This window comes from Sutcliffiella tianshenii, assembly GCF_016908565.1.
GTDB classification, from domain to species: Bacteria; Bacillota; Bacilli; order Bacillales; family Bacillaceae_I; genus Sutcliffiella_A; species Sutcliffiella_A tianshenii.
Genome location: NZ_JAFBED010000001.1, coordinates 679,429 through 698,036, shown reverse-complemented (window position 1 = coordinate 698,036; position 18,608 = coordinate 679,429). Strand labels below are relative to the sequence as shown.

Annotated in this window: 18 protein-coding genes; 11 read left to right on the top strand and 7 right to left on the bottom strand. The window is 44.6% G+C overall.

Features of this window, described 5'->3' with window-relative positions:
- Window positions 1-22: 22 nt before the first annotated feature.
- Together JOC95_RS03130 and JOC95_RS03125 are read left to right on the top strand one after the other, a co-directional pair.
- The gene (locus JOC95_RS03130) at window positions 23-1,285 is read left to right on the top strand and encodes a DEAD/DEAH box helicase family protein (RefSeq protein ID WP_204413257.1); all 1,263 of its coding nucleotides are present in this window, start codon (window positions 23-25) and stop codon (window positions 1,283-1,285) included.
- A 39-nt stretch (window positions 1,286-1,324) separates the two neighbouring features.
- Window positions 1,325-2,671 carry a P-loop NTPase family protein gene (locus tag JOC95_RS03125; protein WP_204413256.1) on the top strand — a complete coding sequence of 449 codons (1,347 nt, stop codon included), beginning with the start codon at window positions 1,325-1,327 and terminating at the stop codon, window positions 2,669-2,671.
- Window positions 2,672-2,735: 64 nt separating this feature from the next.
- Here JOC95_RS03125 and JOC95_RS03120 read toward each other — a convergent pair whose 3' ends face one another.
- From JOC95_RS03120 to rluF, 6 genes are all read right to left on the bottom strand, one after another.
- Entirely contained in the window at window positions 2,736-4,223 is a 1,488-nt protein-coding gene (locus tag JOC95_RS03120; protein WP_204413255.1) for a peptide MFS transporter, read from the bottom strand.
- Window positions 4,224-4,474: 251 nt separating this feature from the next.
- Complete coding sequence (locus tag JOC95_RS03115; protein ID WP_204413254.1) at window positions 4,475-5,548, bottom strand: ABC transporter substrate-binding protein; 1,074 nt, start codon at window positions 5,546-5,548, stop codon at window positions 4,475-4,477.
- The gene (locus tag JOC95_RS03110) at window positions 5,545-6,348 is read right to left on the bottom strand and encodes an ABC transporter permease (RefSeq protein ID WP_204413252.1); all 804 of its coding nucleotides are present in this window, start codon (window positions 6,346-6,348) and stop codon (window positions 5,545-5,547) included. The genes JOC95_RS03115 and JOC95_RS03110 overlap by 4 nt, the downstream gene beginning before the upstream one ends.
- Window position 6,349: 1 nt before the next feature.
- Complete coding sequence (locus JOC95_RS03105) at window positions 6,350-7,153, bottom strand: ABC transporter permease (RefSeq protein ID WP_204413250.1); 804 nt, start codon at window positions 7,151-7,153, stop codon at window positions 6,350-6,352.
- Complete coding sequence (locus JOC95_RS03100) at window positions 7,143-8,249, bottom strand: ABC transporter ATP-binding protein (protein WP_204413248.1); 1,107 nt, start codon at window positions 8,247-8,249, stop codon at window positions 7,143-7,145. Before JOC95_RS03100 ends, JOC95_RS03105 begins: the two co-directional genes overlap by 11 nt.
- Window positions 8,250-8,528: 279 nt before the next feature.
- Complete coding sequence (rluF, locus tag JOC95_RS03095) at window positions 8,529-9,236, bottom strand: 23S rRNA pseudouridine(2604) synthase RluF (protein WP_204413458.1); 708 nt, start codon at window positions 9,234-9,236, stop codon at window positions 8,529-8,531.
- 140 nt (window positions 9,237-9,376) lie between these two features.
- Between rluF and JOC95_RS03090 the strand changes: the two genes are divergently transcribed.
- The 5 genes from JOC95_RS03090 (at window position 9,377) to JOC95_RS03070 (ending at window position 15,032) form a co-directional block, all read left to right on the top strand.
- Complete coding sequence (locus tag JOC95_RS03090) at window positions 9,377-9,898, top strand: GNAT family N-acetyltransferase (RefSeq protein WP_204413247.1); 522 nt, start codon at window positions 9,377-9,379, stop codon at window positions 9,896-9,898.
- 329 nt (window positions 9,899-10,227) lie between these two features.
- Window positions 10,228-11,310: a BMP family lipoprotein gene (locus JOC95_RS03085; RefSeq protein WP_204413246.1), complete on the top strand. Its 1,083-nt coding sequence runs from the start codon at window positions 10,228-10,230 to the stop codon at window positions 11,308-11,310.
- A gap of 171 nt (window positions 11,311-11,481) precedes the next feature.
- Complete coding sequence (locus JOC95_RS03080) at window positions 11,482-13,005, top strand: ABC transporter ATP-binding protein (RefSeq protein ID WP_204413245.1); 1,524 nt, start codon at window positions 11,482-11,484, stop codon at window positions 13,003-13,005.
- The gene (locus JOC95_RS03075) at window positions 13,002-14,075 is read left to right on the top strand and encodes an ABC transporter permease (RefSeq protein WP_204413244.1); all 1,074 of its coding nucleotides are present in this window, start codon (window positions 13,002-13,004) and stop codon (window positions 14,073-14,075) included. The genes JOC95_RS03080 and JOC95_RS03075 overlap by 4 nt, the downstream gene beginning before the upstream one ends.
- Before the next feature lie 3 nt (window positions 14,076-14,078).
- Complete coding sequence (locus JOC95_RS03070; protein WP_204413243.1) at window positions 14,079-15,032, top strand: ABC transporter permease; 954 nt, start codon at window positions 14,079-14,081, stop codon at window positions 15,030-15,032.
- A gap of 78 nt (window positions 15,033-15,110) precedes the next feature.
- Here JOC95_RS03070 and JOC95_RS03065 read toward each other — a convergent pair whose 3' ends face one another.
- Window positions 15,111-15,596 (bottom strand): Hcp family type VI secretion system effector, encoded by a 486-nt coding sequence (locus JOC95_RS03065; protein WP_204413242.1) that lies wholly within the window; start codon window positions 15,594-15,596, stop codon window positions 15,111-15,113.
- A 339-nt stretch (window positions 15,597-15,935) separates the two neighbouring features.
- Here JOC95_RS03065 and JOC95_RS03060 point away from each other — a divergent pair, with 339 nt between their 5' ends.
- Genes JOC95_RS03060 through JOC95_RS03045 form a run of 4 tightly spaced genes read left to right on the top strand, consistent with a single transcriptional unit; the run spans window position 15,936 to window position 18,605 of the window.
- Entirely contained in the window at window positions 15,936-16,880 is a 945-nt protein-coding gene (locus tag JOC95_RS03060) for a sugar-binding transcriptional regulator (protein WP_204413241.1), read from the top strand.
- Between the two features lie 8 nt (window positions 16,881-16,888).
- Entirely contained in the window at window positions 16,889-17,584 is a 696-nt protein-coding gene (locus tag JOC95_RS03055; RefSeq protein WP_204413240.1) for a phosphate propanoyltransferase, read from the top strand.
- The gene (locus JOC95_RS03050; protein ID WP_204413239.1) at window positions 17,493-18,290 is read left to right on the top strand and encodes a hypothetical protein; all 798 of its coding nucleotides are present in this window, start codon (window positions 17,493-17,495) and stop codon (window positions 18,288-18,290) included. The genes JOC95_RS03055 and JOC95_RS03050 overlap by 92 nt, the downstream gene beginning before the upstream one ends.
- Before the next feature lie 15 nt (window positions 18,291-18,305).
- On the top strand, window positions 18,306-18,605 hold the full coding sequence (locus JOC95_RS03045) for a EutN/CcmL family microcompartment protein (protein WP_204413238.1): 300 nt from the start codon (window positions 18,306-18,308) through the stop codon (window positions 18,603-18,605).
- Window positions 18,606-18,608 lie beyond the last annotated feature (3 nt).

Sequence of the window (18,608 nt, the reverse complement as noted above, 5' to 3'; positions counted from 1 at the left end):
ACCAAAAAGGAGATGACGCAAAGTGAAGGCATTCCCACCGGATATTAATTTCATGTTTGATTGGCGGTCGTATCAGCGTCGTGTTCTTTCTTCTTTGGAGGAGCATCTGCAGAACCGGCACCTTCACTTGATTGCGCCTCCTGGTTCGGGAAAGACGGTGCTGGGGCTTGAGGTGATGCTGAGGCTGAACGGGCCGACCCTGATTGTAGCCCCGACACTCGCAATAAAGAATCAATGGTTGGAGCGTTTTCTGGAACTATTTCTTCAACAAAATGAAAAGCCGGATTGGATATCGATGGATCTGAAAAAACCGGAATTTTTGACGGTCACCACCTATCAGGCCTTACATAGTGTTTTTTCGGATAAAGAGGAGAAGGAAGACATCCAGGAAGATGGCGTTTTGGAGGCCATCGATCGTACCGGGTTTAAGACAATTATTTTAGATGAAGCCCATCATTTGAGGGCGTCATGGTGGAAAAGTGCATTGGATTTTCGAAAGCGTCTTTCTGAACCAACGGTAGTTGCACTGACAGCGACGCCTCCGTATGATGTTTCATTGGCGGAATGGCAGCGTTATATCGAGCTTTGCGGACCGATTGACCTGGAAATCAGTGTGCCGGAATTGATCAAAGAGAAGGACCTGTGCCCACATCAGGATTATGTGTATATGTCTGCCCCATCATTGAAAGAAAGGGAAATCATACAGTCCTACAGGGTTGAGGTCGATCAGATTATGGACTTTCTGGTCAATAACCTTGAGTTCGTAACTGTCATGAAAAATCATCCATGGATTGTGGAGCCTGAAGTTCACATTGAAAAAATACTGGAGTCTCCTTCTTATTTTTCCAGCATTCTCATCTTTCTGAAAGAGGAAGGGGTGTTCGATTGGAAAGCCTATCGTCATATTCTTGGAAGCGGGGGAGAAACTCTGCCTAAGCTTGATTTGGATTGGACCGAGGAGCTCCTGACGAACTGCCTGTTCCGGGATATGTATACCTTAGCTTTTGAAGATGTAATGAAGGAGATAAGGAAAAAACTGAGTCGAGCAGGTGCCATCGACCGGAAAAGGGTATACTTGCGTACCAATAAAAAAATTGATCGGATGCTGCTGACGAGCGCTTCTAAACTAGGGAGCATCCGCGACATTGTGGCATTTGAAGCAAATAATCTAAAAGAGAAGTTAAGACTGGTCATATTGACCGATTATATTCGAATGGAGGATATGCCTACTAGTCCGGAAGATGAAAAGGCCATTAGCAGGCTTGGAGTCATCCCGATTTTTTAAACGCTCCGCCGTAAACATCTCCCGGGTATTAAACTGGGGGTGCTTTGTGGATCCATTGCCATTTTACCTGCAAGTGCAAAAGGAGCCTTAAAAGATTCCGTTATTGGGTCCATGAAAGAAAGCCTGCGAATTTCACCCCTGCCCCATGATCCCGGATATATCTCGATTGAATTTACAGGTGCCCACAACCAGCAACTTGTAAGGGTCATGACAGCCATGTTCATGCAGGGGGAAGTGCACGTCCTTACGGGCACCACTGCACTTCTGGGGGAAGGCTGGGACGCCCCGGGCATCAATTCGATTATTCTGGCATCCTATGTCGGGACGTTTATGCTTTCCAATCAAATGAGAGGAAGGGCGATCCGTGTGGAACGGGGGAACGAAGATAAAACCAGTACCATCTGGCATCTCGTATGCATGGATTTTTCCGACAATCTTTCAGGCTATGATATGAATACGTTACAGCGGAGATTCAAAGGGTTTGTAGGTGTTTCCCATTCAGGGGAGACGATTGAAAACGGGTTGAACCGACTTCATTTGGAAGAGCCGCCGATGGACATAATGAAAATGAAAACATCCAATGAAAAGATGAGGAATCATGCCGCCGATCGTCACAATCTGGCAAAACACTGGGACCAAGCGATAGATCGAAGTGAAGGGAAAGGGATGGTAGAAGAGATGACCTTCTTGCCTGAAGCAATCCCGAAAAGCGCCATCTTTCCCTATACCATCAGGGCACTTGTCATACAGGGTATGATGATTGGTTTGTTTACATTTCTAACGATATTGGACAGCGGTTTGCCATATAGGTTTACCACTTTGAAAACTCTTATGATCTTCTTGCTTGTCGGGCTTGTTCTCTCAGTCTTGGTGATGCTGCCAAAAATGATTAAAGGACTGTGGTTATGGATCAGGTACGGAACCGTGGAAACAAGTGCGAAGCAGATCGGGGAGACGGTCCTCGAGACGCTGATTGAAATGAAGGTTTGGAAAACGGAAAAGGATAAAGTCAAGATGAATACAGAGCAAATGCCAGATGGAGAGGTACACTTCTGGATCAGTGGTGGAACAAGGCAGGAGCAGATGATGCTACTTGAAGCCATGCAAGAAATTCATGATCCCCTGGATAATCCACGATACTTCCTTAAGAGAAAATCAAAATGGGGCCCATTCAGGCAGTACAATTATCATGCTGTCCCCCTGGTGATTGCGAGAAACAAAAAAGGTGCCGAATTCTTTCAGAGCCAGTGGAACAAACGGGTCGCCAAGGCTGAATTGATTTATGCCCGAACCCTCGAAGGAAGAAAAGAACTGATTAAGGCAAGAACAAAATCCCTAACCGCCACATTTAAAGATAAAGCGGACCGAATTAGCGTTTGGAGATGAAAAAAGGGGCCTGACCCTCAACGCTTTAAAGCGTTGAGGGTCAGGCCCCTTTTAGTAAAATTCCTTATTTGACACCCTTCATCAACACTTGAATTTTCGGTGAAAGGATAAATAATAGGATGCTCAGTAGAATGGCGGCTCCGCCGATGGTACCGAAGTACATGATTTCATTTTCCGGGTTGTAGAATCTGACGAGCTGGGCGTTGATCGCCTGAGCTGCAGCACTGGCAAGGAACCAGATACTCATGGTTTGGGCAGAGAATGCCGCAGGTGCCAGTTTGGTTGTTGCCGATAGGCCTACCGGAGACAAACATAGTTCCCCGAGTACAACGATGAAGTAGCTCAGTACAAGCCATAACGGACTAACCAATTCTCCTCCCCCAAAATAACCGGGAATCAGGATGACAAGGAAGGACAAACCGGCAAACAGCAGTCCCAATGAGAACTTTTTCGGGACAGATGGCTGATACTTTCCAAGTCTTACCCACATCCATGCAAAAACAGGTGCAAGGAGGATGATGAATAATGGATTCAAGGATTGGAACCACGCTGGTGAGATCGTCATTCCGGCAAACTCAAGCTGTGTGCGTTTGTCTGCATATAATGCAAGAATCGTGGATCCTTGCTCCTGGATTGCCCAGAACATGGATGCAGCAATGAACAACGGAATATAAGCAATGATACGCGAGCGCTCCACTGCCGTTGTCTTTGGGCTGCGGTACATCACGATAAAGTAAATGGTTGGGATGGCTACGCCAAAGATACCTACCATATTGATGACTGTTTCAATAGTAAATAGACCATTTGGAATCAAGAATGCCAAAAGCGCACCAATGATGATGATGCCGGCACCAAAAATAAGCGTCAGCTTTTTCTTTTCAGCTGCACTCAACGGATTTGCAACATATGTTCCAGCTAAACCTAAATTCTTCTTTTTCGTAAGCATGAATACTAAAAGTCCAAGGAACATCCCGACTGCAGCAACACCGAAACCGAGATGGAAGCTTTCTTTTGCCAATTCCCCGGTAATAAGCGGAGATAGGAAAGCCCCAAGGTTGATCCCCATATAGAAGATACTGAATCCTGCATCACGGCGGTCATCGCCTTCTGCATACATATCCCCTACCACGCTCGATACGTTAGGCTTTAACAGACCTGTACCGATGACGATCAGTACCATGGAAACAAAGAACATGGAAAGGCTGCCAGGAACGGCAAGTGCTATATGACCGAACATGATCAGGATACCGCCGTAGAATATGGCTTTGGAGGTACCGAAAATCCTGTCGGCAAGCCAGCCTCCGATCACTCCGGACATATAGACCAAAGCACCGTAGATCGACATGATGGATAGTGCAAGCTCTTCAGATAGACCAAGTCCACCGTCTGAAATCTCATAGTACATGTAAAATACAAGGATCGCTCTCATTCCATAGTAGGAAAAGCGCTCCCAAAACTCAGTGAAAAATAGAGTGAATAGTCCCTTAGGGTGTCCAAAGAACCCTTTTTGAGGAACGCTATCCACAATTTTCTGTTTATTAAAATCAGACATTTTATAGCCCCCTCAACGTTTCTAATATAATAAAAAAATAATTCAATTTTGTCAAAATGCATTAATTAACAGTATTATTTCAATTGAAAGCGATTTTATGTCAAGAACAATACTATATTAATAAAATGTAACAAAGGGTGATATTAGAACGGATAAAAAGGAATATAAATGGGAATGCGCGCGGGTCGATGGAACTAAAAAACGAACTTTTCTTCATTAATAAAAAGATGAAAAAAAGTTCGTGATGTTTGTTATTTTCGATGCATTTTAAATTCAAGGAACAATTCGTTATAGTAAGCCAGGTTTTTAACACCCAGATTTTCGTATACTTCAAGTTTTTCCGTCAGTTCCGGTGAAGGATAGAATCTCTCATCGTTTACAAGCTCTTCTGGCAATAGCGGAAGGGCGGCCTTGTTCGGCGTGGAATAGCTTACATATTCCGTGTTTTCGGCGGCCACTTCGGCATCAAGCATAAAATTGATGAACTGATGCGCAGCTTCTACGTTCTTCGCCGTCTTCGGGATGACCATATTGTCAAACCAGAGATTGGAGCCCTCTTCCGGCACCACATATTCCAGGTCCTCATTCTCGTACATGAGTTCAGAAGCCACCCCGGACCAGACAAGACCGATTGCGGCCTCCTGATTTTCAAGGAGCATCCTGCTTTCATCCCCGACAATCGCCTTGATATTCGGGGTGAGGGCATTCAGCTTTTCCTTCGCTTCCAAAAGATGCTCGGGATCGGTATCATTCAATGAATAACCAAGGCTGTTCAGTCCCATCCCCATTACTTCGCGGGCGCCATCGATAAGCAAGATCTCATTCCTCAAATCCTCATCCCACAGGTCATTCCAGCTCGTGATTTCCTTTCCGTCAAGCATCGTAGGATTGTACACGATTCCTACAGTACCCCAGAAGTAAGGGACAGAGTATTTGTTTTTCGGATCGAAAGGAAGATCCATAAATCGCTCATCAATATTTTTCAAATTGGGAAGCTTCGAGTGGTCCAATGGTATCAGCAGATCCTCCTTGCGCATTTTATCGATCATATATTCAGACGGGACCGCTATGTCATAGGTGGTGCCGCCCTGTTCTATCTTCGTTTTCATCGCTTCATTCGAATCAAATGTTTCATAGATGACCTTGACGCCTGTTTCTTCCTCAAATCGGTCGATCAGGTCGGAGTTGATATAATCCCCCCAGTTATAGATGGTGAGGGTATTGCCGCTTGAAAATCCTTGAGATTCATTCATTTTTGTAATGGTGAAAAGCAGGGCGGCAGACATAAGCACAATCAATACGAAAAAACGGACAAGCTTTTTCATCGTCTAACCCCCATTCCATTAGGTTTGTTGCGCACCGTGATAAAGTAGTACACAATCACCAGGATAATGGTGAACAGGAAAAGCAGGGTCGATAACGCATTGATATTCAAGGATATTCCGCGGCGTGCAAGTGAATAGATTTCAACGGAAAGCGTCGTGAATCCATTTCCTGTCACGAAAAAAGTAACGGCAAAGTCATCAAGCGAGTAAGTCAGTGCCATAAAGAACCCTGCAAAAATCCCGGGGGTGATGTAGGGAAGCACCACTTTTCTAAACACATCGAACTGGCTCGCGCCAAGATCATGGGCGGCATCGATCAGGGAGGGACTCATCTCAAAAAGCTTTGGCAGGACCATCAACACCACGATCGGTACACAAAAGGCGATATGGGATAGCAATACTGAATAGAGTCCGAGCTTGATTCCTGCCATCGTGAATAGAATCAGGAATGAAGCACCGATAATGACGTCAGGGCTGACGATCAGGACATTATTGAGCGACAGCAACGTGTTTTTGGTGCTTCTTTTTTTAAAAGAATGGATGGCCAATGCCCCGAATACGCCGATTATCGTTGAAATAAGGGCAGATAAAAGGGCGATCAGCAGCGTATTCAATACGATGATCAATAGCCGTGTATCGGCGAAAAGCTCCTTGTACGAATCAAGCGTGAAGCTCTCAAAATCATACATATTTCCGCCGCTGTTGAACGAGTAGAAAATCAAAAAGAAAATAGGCAAGTAAAGGATGATGAAAATCAAACCTAGAAATAATCTGGACGAGTGAGATATTTTTCTATCCAACTTATATCCCTCGCTTTCTGCTGCTTGTCAGTTTCATGAACAAGAACATGATGATGATTAAAAAGACGGCGATCGTCGAGCCCATTCCCCAGTCCTGTGTCACGAGGAAATGCTGTTCAATGGCAGTACCTAATGTGATGACCCGGTTCCCTGCAATCAATCTCGTGAGCATGAACAGGGACAAAGCTGGGATAAAGACAATCTGGCAACCGACTTTCACCCCGTCCATCGTAAGCGGCAGCACCACTCTGCGGAAGGTAGTGAAACGGGACGCACCCAAATCGTTCGCTGCATCCACAAGGGTAGGATTAAGCTCGTTCAGGGAGTTGAAAATCGGCAGTATCATGAATGGTATAAAGATGTACACCGACACAAAGACAAAGCTGAAATCTGTAAAGAGGATCTGTTGGGTCCCGATCCCCAACACCTCAAGGAAGCTGTTTGCCACCCCATATGTACCGAAAATCCCTAAAAACGCATAGGCCTTCAACAGGAGATTGATCCACGAAGGGACAATCAATAATAAGAGCCATAGATGCTTATGGCGCGTCTTGGTCAATAGATAGGCGGTAGGATAAGCCACCAGCAAGGAAATCGCTGTAATGAGAAAAGCGTACCAGAACGAGCTGAAGGTCATCTTCAAATAGACCGGCGTAAAGAACTTCTGGTAATTTGCAAGAGACAGGCTTCCCTCGATATCAAAGAAAGAATAATAGAGAACAAGCAGGATGGGTGCTATGACAAATAGTGCGATCCAAAGGGCATATGGAATAAAATATAGATTCCTTGATACTTTATTTTCCATGTAGTACTCCAGTGTCGTATCCTTCGAGGCGTCGGTCGAAATCTTCTTCTGACTCCCCGAAGCGCATGACATGAATCGCTTCCGGATCAAAATGGAGGCCGATCGTATCCCCTACTGACGCTTTCTTCGTTGAGTGAACGAGCCACTCGTTGCCGTCCTGGTCATAGCTGCTGATTTCATAGTGAACACCACGGAAAAGCTGCGAATCCACACGAACTTGAAGTTTCCCATGTTCTGGTGTCGTGATTTCGAGATCCTCCGGCCGGATGATGATTTCCACCGTTTCGTCCGGCTTCAACCCTTTATCGACACATTCAAATACCTTGCCTGCAAATTCCACCCGGAAATCCTCGATCATTTTACCGGCTACAATATTGGATTCCCCGATGAAATCGGCAACAAAGCGGTTAATCGGCTCATCATAAATATCTGTCGGTGTTCCGCTCTGCTGAATCTTTCCTTCATTAATGACAAAAATCTCGTCAGACATTGCAAGTGCTTCTTCCTGGTCATGGGTGACAAAAATGAATGTGATCCCGAGTCTCTGCTGTAGCTCCCGCAGCTCGTACTGCATTTCGGTACGGAGCTTCAGGTCCAATGCCGACAAAGGCTCATCCAGGAGGATGACTTCCGGCTCGTTAACGATGGCCCTTGCAATGGCAACACGCTGGCGCTGTCCACCTGACATCTCCCTGATCTCGCGCTCCTCGAAGCCCTCAAGGTTAACGAAGCTCAATGCTTCCTTTACTTTTGCCTTCACATCCGCATTTTTCATTTTTTTGATGCGAAGTCCGAATGCGACGTTCTCAAATACATTCAGATGAGGGAACAGGGCGTAATCCTGGAAAACGGTGTTCACCTGGCGCTTATTGGCAGGAACATCGTTGATTTTCTTTCCGTTAAAATAGATTTCCCCTTCACTTGCTTCGGTAAATCCTGCAATCAAGCGCAGGATCGTAGTTTTGCCGCATCCCGAAGGACCAAGCAGGGTATAAAACTTTCCTCTTTCTATTTCAAAGCTGACATTATCCAAAACGGCAGCGTCTTGTTCATACTGCTTTTTAACATGCTTAAATTGAATGATTGTGTTTGTCATGGCAACCTCCCTGTGTATCGAAATGATTTTTGTAATAGGTTAATTTTCTATTATAAATGCAGCCAAAAGAAAAGCTCTTTAATTTCGAAAATTAAAAATATTAAATTCGAAACAATTATACATGAAATGCATGAAAATACAATAAAGTTTGTTTTTCTTGCATTTGTACAGATTTGTTGGCATTGATCACTTTTCTTCTATATAAGAAAAGAGGAAGCCGATGAGCGCTTCCTCTTTCTCATGTTTACATAACAACAGGGGTCTGGCCCCTATGATCTTTTACCATTCTTTTGGTTCGTAGTTCAGTTCAGCGAAAAGCTGTTTTTTCTCTTTTTTGCTGAGGTCGCGCCATTGGCCCATCGGGAGGTTGTTGAGCTCGATGTTCATGATGCGGGTGCGCTGAAGGCGATATACTTCATAGCCGAGCTCGGCACACATGCGGCGGATCTGGCGGTTCAATCCTTGGGTGAGGATGATCTTGAAATCGAACTTTGATAACTGCTCCACGTCGCACGGCAGTGTTTTGGTACCGAGGATTTTTACCCCTTCCGACATCTGCTTCACAAATTCAGGTGTGATCGGTTTGTCGACCGAGACGATGTATTCTTTTTCATGCCTATTTTCCGGGCGGAGGATCTCATTGATGATATCACCGTCATTCGTAAGAAGGATCAAGCCTTCGGACTCCTTGTCCAATCGGCCGATATGGGATAAGCGCAGAGGATGGTTGACAAGGTCGATGATATTCCCTTTTACATGCTTCTCTGTTGTGCAGGTGATGCCGACCGGTTTATTCAAGGCAATATATACATTATCGCGGGCGATGCGGATGAGCTGCCCGTTCACCAGCACTTCATCCCCAGGCTCCACCTGCCCGCCGATCTTGGCTACCTTGCCGTTGATTTTCACTCTGCCTTCTTCTATTAACTTATCTGCCCCGCGTCTGGATGCTATGCCAGAATCGCTGATGAATTTATTGATTCGCAGTGTACCCACGTCCTTCTATGAAAAATTTTACGATATTCTCAATCGTAGTGAATATACATGTTTATATGTTTGTTTTTGAATATACTAATCATACAATATAGATAGATGTGCTTACAAATGGAGAGGTGAAGAAATTGGAGATGCTAATACTTACGGGTAAGGAGATTTCGGATGATTTCCTTGAGGGTTTTACCCGCTATCAGCAAACAACAAAAGTCTATGTACAGGAAAGCAGGGTTTTTGTGGAGCAACAGGATTCCTTTATCGACGATTGGGATATGGAGCAGAGAAGAAAGATTACCGAACATTTGAGAAAGGCAGCGGAAGGTGGAGGTGCAGTGATTTCGATCATGAAGGGAGGAAAGCTTGTGGGCTTCTCATGTATTGAACCAGAACCCTTTGGAACCGGTGACAGCTACCTTGAGCTTTCCTATATTCATGTGTCTGCGGACTGCAGGGGACAGGGTATTGGAGAGAAACTGTTCAATCGGACCAAAGAGATAGCAAAAAGGATGGGTGCCACCAAACTATACATAGGTGCACATCCTTCTGTCGAAACACAACACTTCTATAGAAAGATGGGTTGCGTTCCTGCCAAGGAAATCCATCCGGCCATCTATGCCCGTGAACCACGTGATCTTCAGTTGGAGGTGATCGTTTAAATAGTATGCAAACCCTATGGAACAACTTTTTTCCAATAGGGTTTTATTATGTGAAAATGAAACTGTTCCAGGGTGAAAAATAGACACCGATTCGACAAAACCCCAGTAGCAAATGACCCTGATAAAATGTAAATTCTACCAGGTGCCATTGAAGGAATTCGCTATTTATCTATTAATTTTCGACAAAATATTTTACTAGGAAAATATAATCAGGAAATTTTGTTCATCTTTTAAAAACATATGTTGAAAAATAGGAAGTTTACGAATATAGTAATGTTAGTAAGGGTTTTCAATTTACTATAAATTTTTAATTTTGGGGGAGTTAAGGCATGAAAAAGGGATTACTAGCTACAATCATTACTGTCATGACAACTATGTTGTTTTTAGTTGGCTGCGGCAGTGACAGCGGCAGCGGAGATAAAGGTGGATTTAAAGTCGGGATGGTAACAGACGCTGGAACGATCGATGACAAATCTTTTAACCAAGGTACTTGGGAAGGTATTAAAGAAGCTACAAAAGAATTGGGCCTAAAAAACAAATACTTAAAGCCTGCTGGAACGTTAGAAGCAGATTATATTAAAGAAATCACAAACCTGTACGATGCAGATTTCAAATTCATCGTAACTCCTGGTTTTAAATTTGAAACAGCTATCTTCAATGCACAAACTCAATTCGAAGATGCTAAATTTGTTTTAATCGATGGTTCTCCACATAATGGAGATTTCAATCCTGTAGTGGGAGAGAACACAGTTTCCATCTTCTTTGCTGAGCATGAAGCAGGATTCCTTGCTGGGGTTGCTACTGCGTTAGAGCTTAAAGACGGTGAAGCAGGATTCATCGGTGGTATGGAAATTCCTCCAGTACAAAAATTCAACTGGGGCTTCCAACAAGGTCTTGCTTATGCAAATGAAAACCTTGGAACAAACGTAACAATCAAAGCGGACAATGTTGTATATCAAGGAACTTTTGACGATGTGGCAGCTGGTCAGCAAATCGCTGCTCAAATGTTTGACCGTGGTGTGGATGTAATCTTCGCAGCAGCTGGTGGTGTTGGTGTTGGTGCGATCACGGAAGCGAAAAACCGTGTTCAAGACGGCGAAAACGTATGGATGGTTGGGGTAGACGTTGACCAATACGAAGAAGGCGTATACGCTGACGGCAAATCCGTTATCCTTACTTCTGCTATGAAGCAAATCGACAAAGCTGCGGCTGATATGATCAAAGCTGAAAAAGACGGAGAGTTCCCTGGTGGAGAAACATTAATCTTCGACGCGAAAAACGACGGTGTTGGTCTTCCTGATGAGAACCCGAACCTAAGCGAAGACACAACTTCTAAAGTTGATGAAGTATTCGAGCTAATCAAGTCCGGAGAAGTGAAAGTAGCTTCTGAACAAGGTGACTTGATCAAGTAATAGAGAGAAAGCAAGCTGATAATGTAATAAAAAAAGACGGGTTGTCCCGTCTTTTTTGTTGCCTATATTGTTAGAGGTTAGTTGTCTGTCCTCTTGGAAAAATAATACTCGAGTGTGTCCAAATGGTAAAAAAACCTACTGGATACGCTCTTCAAAAGGGAGAATCGCTATATGGAATATGTAGTTGAGATGCTCAATATCAGGAAGGAGTTTCCCGGGATCGTTGCCAACGACGATATTACCCTCCAACTTAGACAGGGAGAGATCCATGCCCTCTTAGGGGAGAATGGAGCGGGCAAGTCCACACTTATGGCTATCCTGTTTGGAATGTACCAACCTGATCGAGGATCCATCAAGATCAACGGAAATGAAACGAAAATTTCCAATCCGAACGTTGCAACGAAGCTCGGGATCGGAATGGTGCATCAGCATTTTAAGCTAGTGAGCAACTTTACCGTTACAGAAAATATCATTCTCGGTTCTGAATCTCACAACTATTACATGCTCGATACAAAGTCGGCAAGCAAAAGAATAGAAGAGTTATCCGTGAAGTACGGCCTTAATGTAGACCCCCATGCCAAAATAGAAGATATATCTGTAGGAATGCAGCAACGTGTAGAAATTTTAAAGATGCTTTATCGTCAAGCGGACGTCCTTATTCTGGACGAGCCCACTGCGGTCCTTACACCACAGGAGATATTGGAACTCGGGAAGATCCTGAAAAACCTGATCGGTGAAGGGAAATCCATCATCATCATCACGCATAAATTGAAGGAAATCAAAGAAATGGCTGATAGATGTACGGTCATCCGAAGAGGAAAAACCATCGGTACCGTAGATGTTGCAGCAACGAGCAAGGAAAAGATGGCCGAGATGATGGTCGGACGTGAAGTTAACTTCAAAGTGAGCAAAATAGAAAGTACTCCTGGCGAAGTCGTCCTCAAAATGGATGATGTTTCCGTGAAACAGAGCAAGGACGTTTTCGGACTGAAAAATATGTCCTTTGAACTGAGAAAAGGGGAAATCCTTGGTATTGCCGGTGTCGATGGAAACGGGCAATCTGAAATAGTAGAAAGCATCACCGGGTTGAAAAGTGTCGATTCCGGAACAATCACCTTTGAGGGAGCAGATATCACAAAGCTTCCGATCCGTTCAAGGATTGCAAAGGGTATTGCCCATATTCCGGAGGATCGCCACAAACGTGGTCTGGTTTTAGATTATACCATTGAAGAAAACATGGTTTTGGAGCTTTACCATCAAAAGCCATTTTCAAAAAGAGGGCTGTTGAATTTCTCTGAAATCAGAAAGCATGCAGACAATATCATCAAAAGCTTTGATGTCCGTTCTGGACAAGGGGCAGTTTCCGTTACAAGATCCCTATCCGGTGGAAATCAGCAAAAGGCTGTCATCGGAAGGGAAATCGAACTCGATCCTACGCTGTTGATCGCGGTTCAGCCTACTCGTGGACTGGATGTAGGTTCCATCGAATATATCCATAAGAGATTGATTGAACAGAGAGATAAAGGAAAAGCCGTTCTGCTTGTATCTCTGGAACTGGATGAAGTATTAAATGTATCGGATCGCATCGCTATCGTGAATAACGGACAGCTCGTTGGTATCGTGGACGCAAAAGACACAAATGAAAACGAGATCGGTCTTATGATGGCAGGCGTGAAGAAGGGGGAAGACGAATGAGAGCAGGAATTATCTCGCTGATTGCAGTCGTTCTTGGACTGATTGCAGGGGCGATATTAATGGCTATCACGGGAAACAGCCCGATAGAAGGATATCAATACTTGTTTGAAGGCGGTCTGAAGAACATCTCAAGGACCGGTAATACACTTGCAACAGCAACACCGTTGATTTTCACAGGATTATCGGTTGCATTTGCATTCCGTACAGGACTATTCAACATCGGTGCTGCGGGCCAAATGCTATTTGGTGGTTTTTGTGCTGTAGCAATCGGTTTATCCATTGATGCGCCAAAACCAATCATGCTTTTGGTAATGATCATTGTCGGATTCATCGGTGGGGCACTGTGGGCATTCATCCCAGGTCTGTTGAAGGCAAGATTCAATGTTCATGAGGTTGTATCCACGATCATGATGAACTGGATCGCTTACTGGACGGTATATTATGCAGTTCCAGCTTATTTTAAAGGGGAATTCTTAGAAACGGAATCAAAGAAGCTTCCGGACACAGCATCCCTTAAAGTTCCATTTTTAACTGAAGCATTTGATGGGTCTTACATCAACCTAGGTTTATTCCTTGCAGTCATAGCGGTTATTGTCTTTTCTTTTGTGATCAATAAAACAACGCTTGGATATGAGCTGAAGGCGGTTGGATTCAACCGTGACGCAGCAGAGTATGCAGGTATTGCGGTAAACCGCAGCGTCATCACTTCCATGCTGATCTCCGGTGGTCTGGCTGGTCTTGGCGGGGTGGCGTATTATGCAGGTAACTCCAACAGTATCCAGATCGGTATTCTGCCGACTCAAGGATTTGACGGAATTGCGGTTGCACTGCTTGGTGCCAATACCGGGATCGGTGTTCTTTTGGCAGCTGTGTTCTTCGGTCTTCTTTACTCCGGACGCGGATTCATGAACGCGATGACAGACATCCCGCCGGAAATTGCGGATTCCATTATCGCAATCATCATTTACTTTGCAGCAACAAGTATTCTTATTGAACGACTTGTCAGCTTTATGATCAAAAAACGTAAAAGCAAACAATCCACGAACGTGAAAGCCAAGGAGGGGGAATAGGTTATGTGGACAACCATACAACAAATAGCTCCGTATGCAATTATTTTTACAATCCCTCTTTTGATTACAGCTTTAGGAGCATTATTCAGTGAACGAAGCGGTGTCGTGAACATCGGACTAGAGGGGCTTATGGTAGTAGGTTCTTTCTCTGGTGCCCTAGTGATCATGAAAATGCAAGAAGCCATGCCGGGAGATCCCAAGGCCATCTGGATCGGTTTGATTGTAGCGACGCTTGTGGGATTGCTTTTCTCCCTGTTGCATGCATTTGCAAGTATCAACTTGAGTGCAAACCAGATCATCAGTGGTACGGCCATCAACATGATCGCCGGTGCCATCACGGTTTTCCTTGCACGGAATATTACAGGAAGCGGGAACATCCGTATTTCCAATGGCTTGCGTCCATTTGACGTTCCTTTTTTATCTGACATTCCGGTTATCGGAAGCCTGTTCTTCACTAAAACATATAGTACAACCTGGATTGTACTGATCATCTTGATCATCAGCACGATCGCTCTGTATAAGACGCCATTCGGACTGCGCCTAAGAGCATGCGGGGAGCATCCTCATGCTGCAGAAGCTGCCGGTATCAGCGTTAGAAAGATGCGCTATATCGGGGTTATGATCTCGGGTGCGTTCTCAGGGCTTGCCGGTGCCATCATCATCGTAACATTCGGGGGCGAGTTTTCCGGAACGGTAGCGGGGCTTGGTTTCCTTGCTCTTGCTTCCCTGATCTTCGGACAATGGAAGCCGCTTGGAATCCTTGGAGCAACCCTTTTCTTCGGTTTTGCAAGCACCATCGCAAACGTATCACAGGTAATTCCATCATTGGCATTATTTCCGCCGGTGATCCTGAAAGTATTCCCGTATGTAGTAACACTTGTTGCACTGATTATTTTCTCCAAGTCTTCACAAGCACCAAAGGCTGTGGGAGAACCGTTTGATTCTGGTAAGAGATAATTAGAAAGTAACAATCATAATGAATAGGTTTCAAACAAAGAAAACATACATCCATTAGGACGTATGTTTTTTTGTTTTTTATGTTACTCCATCACTGAAGGTGGCTCTATTGGTAGAAGTATCATAAGTTAGAACTTGATTCGCATCAAAAGCGTCTGACTCAATAGTGATTTTAGTGTAACGGAAATTAATGGTTTCCATAGGGGAATCTGCCCCATCCTCACCTGATTGATTGAATTGTGTAACTTTAACATTTTCTAAGGTAAAAATGAATAGTGTTTGAAAATCTCCCCCGGTATCATCCGTAACATAAAGTGTCATCTCCCTGATAGTCCTGCCGGTTAATAAGTTAAATAATAGCGGGAGGGAGGATCTATCTGACCGTTTAGTGATTACCAATGGACTTAAAGTCGCCCTTGAGGCAGTAAAGGTGCTCAAAGATTGAGAGGTAACGGAATTAAAGAAATTCAACGAGTAGGTCAATAGTTCAATAGAATCTTCAAACCGAATAACAGTGGAGTTCCCGGGGATTCCCGGAATAGCCAAAAATAATCTAAGTGCCATACATACAAACATCCTTTCTGTCGTTTCTAGTAATATATGTTTCCTATTTGAAAAGGAATAGGCAGTTTAATAGGTTTCAAAAAAAATGGCTTGTGCCTCTATAATTATAGTAATAAATAAATTTTAGACTATTAAGAATAACTTGTATTGACAGAATTTTTAGTGGGTTTATAATAGAATTAAACATATGTTCATATCGCATGAACAATATTTTATTTGTAAACGCTTACTGAGCATATTTACTTTTATTTCCTCTAAGAATCGACAGCCAGAGCACGTAATGAAGCGTATTAAATTCTCGTTATATTGAACATAATTTCAGATTTAGGTGAGTGGAACATGTCGAATGAAAAAATGGCTCGTCTAGTGGAAGTGGCAAAAATGTATTATGTACAGGATTTCAGCCAAGCGGAAATCGCAAAGGAATTGGGAGTCTCCCGTCCTACGGTATCCAGATTGCTGCTGCAGGCGAAGCAGGACGGAATCGTCCATGTAACCATCAATGACCCGACAGAAGATATCCAGGAGCTTGCCAACCAGTTAAGGGACAGATATCAGCTGAAGCACTGCGTCGTCACCTCCTCCCATTCAAATGAGGAGCGGGTGATCAAGGAAAAGCTTGGGGAGGCCTCGGCGGATTACCTGTATTCGATTGTGAAAACTGGAGATACAATCGGCATCACCTGGGGTACGACACTTTATGAGCTATCCAAAAGGCTCTATCCGAAAAACGTAAAGGATGTAACCATCGTTCAGTTGAATGGCGGGGTCAGCTATTCGGAATTGAATACCCACGCTTCTGAAATACTCAATGGGCTAGCAGCTGCGTTCCATACAACACCGCACTTTTTACCGGTGCCTGCTGTGGTGGATCATACTGTCGTCAAACAGGCCATTGTAGCCGACCGTCACATAAGAAAAGTGCTCGAGCTTGGCATACAGGCGAACATTGCGATCTATACGGTTGGTGAGCCTGGGGATCATTCCACGTTGATGCGTGCGGGTTACTTTTTGGATGAGGATATCGAAACCCTCAAGCGAAATCGCACAGTCGGCGATATTTGTTCCCGTTTCATTGATGGACAGGGGCATCTAAGCAATCAATCCTTGAATGAAAGAACCATCGGCATCGAACTACCACATCTGACGAAAAAGGAATATAGCATTCTTGTCGCGGGTGGAAACAAGAAAACCGATGGAATGATGGGTGCTCTTAAGGGTGGCTATGCAAATGTGCTGATTACCGATCAGTATACGGCAAAAGCCTTACTTGAAAAGGGGTGATAACAGGAATGGATAGGGAAAAAATTAAAGCGCTCGTTCAGGAGGTTGTCCAGAACTCCTTGGGGCAATCAGCAAAAATGGTTCCGATTGCAGCCTCCAACCGGCATATTCATTTATCGGTTGCGCATGTGGAACGGCTTTTTGGCCGAGGCTATGAGCTTCAAAAGCAAAAAGACCTTTCCCAGCCTGGTCAATTTGCTGCCAAAGAGACCGTCACACTCATCGGTCCCAAGGGTAAGATAGAAAAGGTGAGGGTCCTCGGTCCTGCAAGAGGGGATACCCAGGTGGAAGTATCCTTGTTTGACGGATTTACGCTTGGTGTCAAACCTCCAGTGAGGCAGTCAGGGAATATAAAAGGCTCTGAATCCATCACCGTTCAGGGACCGCGGGGTCAGCTTATCTTAAAAGAAGGGTTGATCTGTGCTGCGCGCCACATTCACATGCACCCACGCGATGCAGAGACATTCGGAGTCTCGGATGGCGATCTCGTGCAAGTAAAGGTGGATGGGGACCGCGGGGTGATTTTCTCCAACGTATTGATCCGGTCCTCCGAAAGATACAAGCTGGAAATGCACATCGACCTTGATGAAGCAAATGCAGCTGGACTACAGAATGGCACGCTTGGTGAAATCATTGCCATTGAACGACCATCAAATGGAATGGGAGGCTGTGGTTGTGGATGTAACGGTAAAGGAAAAGATTAAGCTGCTCGTCCAAGAGGCAGTGGAGGCTTATCTGAATGAAAATAAGCAAAGAGCAGAAAAAAGGCCGATTGGCATCCTGCTAGGCTATGAAACTGGTAATCTGACAGGAGTTTTGGAAGCGGTTACGATACTTTCCGAACGCTATGAAGTAACGCTGCTTTTGAGCAGGAAATATCTCGCCGAGACGGATGCATTCAGTGGCTATTCCATTTTGCCATTGGAGGGGCTCGAACGGGAGGATGTCAATGGACTCCTGAATGAACTTGGGGCCATTGTTCTTCCGGTTGCGTCCTATCAATTGCTCGCCAAACTTGCGTTGACAATCGACGACGATCCGATATCCTCCTTGGTCCTTCAATTCCAAATGCTCGGCAAACCGGTGATTGTGGTGAAAGACGAAGTGGAGTTCAATGTGTATCAACAGATCTCAGCACCGCATGCTGTGCAGAACAGGGTGGATGGGTACATAAGGCAAATTCAAGCCGATCAGGTGAAATGGGTGCCATTGAGCAGCCTTGTACGTACGGTCAAGGAACAGCTTCAGGCATGGGATGAAAAACAGCCTCTTATTCTCGCAAAGCATATTGAAAAAGCGAGTCAGGAAGGTCTGGAAGAGCTCCATTTGCCAAAGAAAAGCAAGCTGACTCCAGTGGCGAAGGATTTGGCCAGGGAATTCAAGATACAACTGAAAAAACAGGACTCCTAGAAAGGAGACAAATCTATGATTATTGCAAAAGTGACAGGAAGCATTGTTTCCACTACTAAAGCGGAAAAGCTGAAGGGAAAAAAGCTCCTTATCATCACTCCCCTTGATATGAAAACCATCGAGGAGGATGGAAAGCCCATCGTCGCCATCGACACCGTCGGTTCAGGGGTGGGGGAAGTGGTCCTTGTTGTCAGTGGAAGCTCTGCGAGGCAGACGGAAATCACGAACGGTGTACCCGTCGATGCAGCCATTGTCGGAGTAGTGGATCAGATTGAAATAGAAGGGTCACTTACCTTCAAAAAAGGAGGAGAGTAATCT

Coding starts and splice junctions, on each gene's coding strand:
- JOC95_RS03060 (WP_204413241.1), top strand. CDS start 15,936: ATGTCGAATGAAAAAATGGCTCGTCTAGTGGAAGTGGCAAAAATGTAT.
- JOC95_RS03105 (WP_204413250.1), bottom strand. CDS start 7,153: ATGGAAAATAAAGTATCAAGGAATCTATATTTTATTCCATATGCCCTT.
- JOC95_RS03050 (WP_204413239.1), top strand. CDS start 17,493: ATGGCACGCTTGGTGAAATCATTGCCATTGAACGACCATCAAATGGAA.
- JOC95_RS03065 (WP_204413242.1), bottom strand. CDS start 15,596: ATGGCACTTAGATTATTTTTGGCTATTCCGGGAATCCCCGGGAACTCC.
- JOC95_RS03070 (WP_204413243.1), top strand. CDS start 14,079: ATGTGGACAACCATACAACAAATAGCTCCGTATGCAATTATTTTTACA.
- JOC95_RS03120 (WP_204413255.1), bottom strand. CDS start 4,223: ATGTCTGATTTTAATAAACAGAAAATTGTGGATAGCGTTCCTCAAAAA.
- JOC95_RS03055 (WP_204413240.1), top strand. CDS start 16,889: ATGGATAGGGAAAAAATTAAAGCGCTCGTTCAGGAGGTTGTCCAGAAC.
- JOC95_RS03115 (WP_204413254.1), bottom strand. CDS start 5,548: ATGAAAAAGCTTGTCCGTTTTTTCGTATTGATTGTGCTTATGTCTGCC.
- JOC95_RS03100 (WP_204413248.1), bottom strand. CDS start 8,249: ATGACAAACACAATCATTCAATTTAAGCATGTTAAAAAGCAGTATGAA.
- JOC95_RS03075 (WP_204413244.1), top strand. CDS start 13,002: ATGAGAGCAGGAATTATCTCGCTGATTGCAGTCGTTCTTGGACTGATT.
- JOC95_RS03080 (WP_204413245.1), top strand. CDS start 11,482: ATGGAATATGTAGTTGAGATGCTCAATATCAGGAAGGAGTTTCCCGGG.
- JOC95_RS03090 (WP_204413247.1), top strand. CDS start 9,377: ATGCTAATACTTACGGGTAAGGAGATTTCGGATGATTTCCTTGAGGGT.
- JOC95_RS03085 (WP_204413246.1), top strand. CDS start 10,228: ATGAAAAAGGGATTACTAGCTACAATCATTACTGTCATGACAACTATG.
- JOC95_RS03045 (WP_204413238.1), top strand. CDS start 18,306: ATGATTATTGCAAAAGTGACAGGAAGCATTGTTTCCACTACTAAAGCG.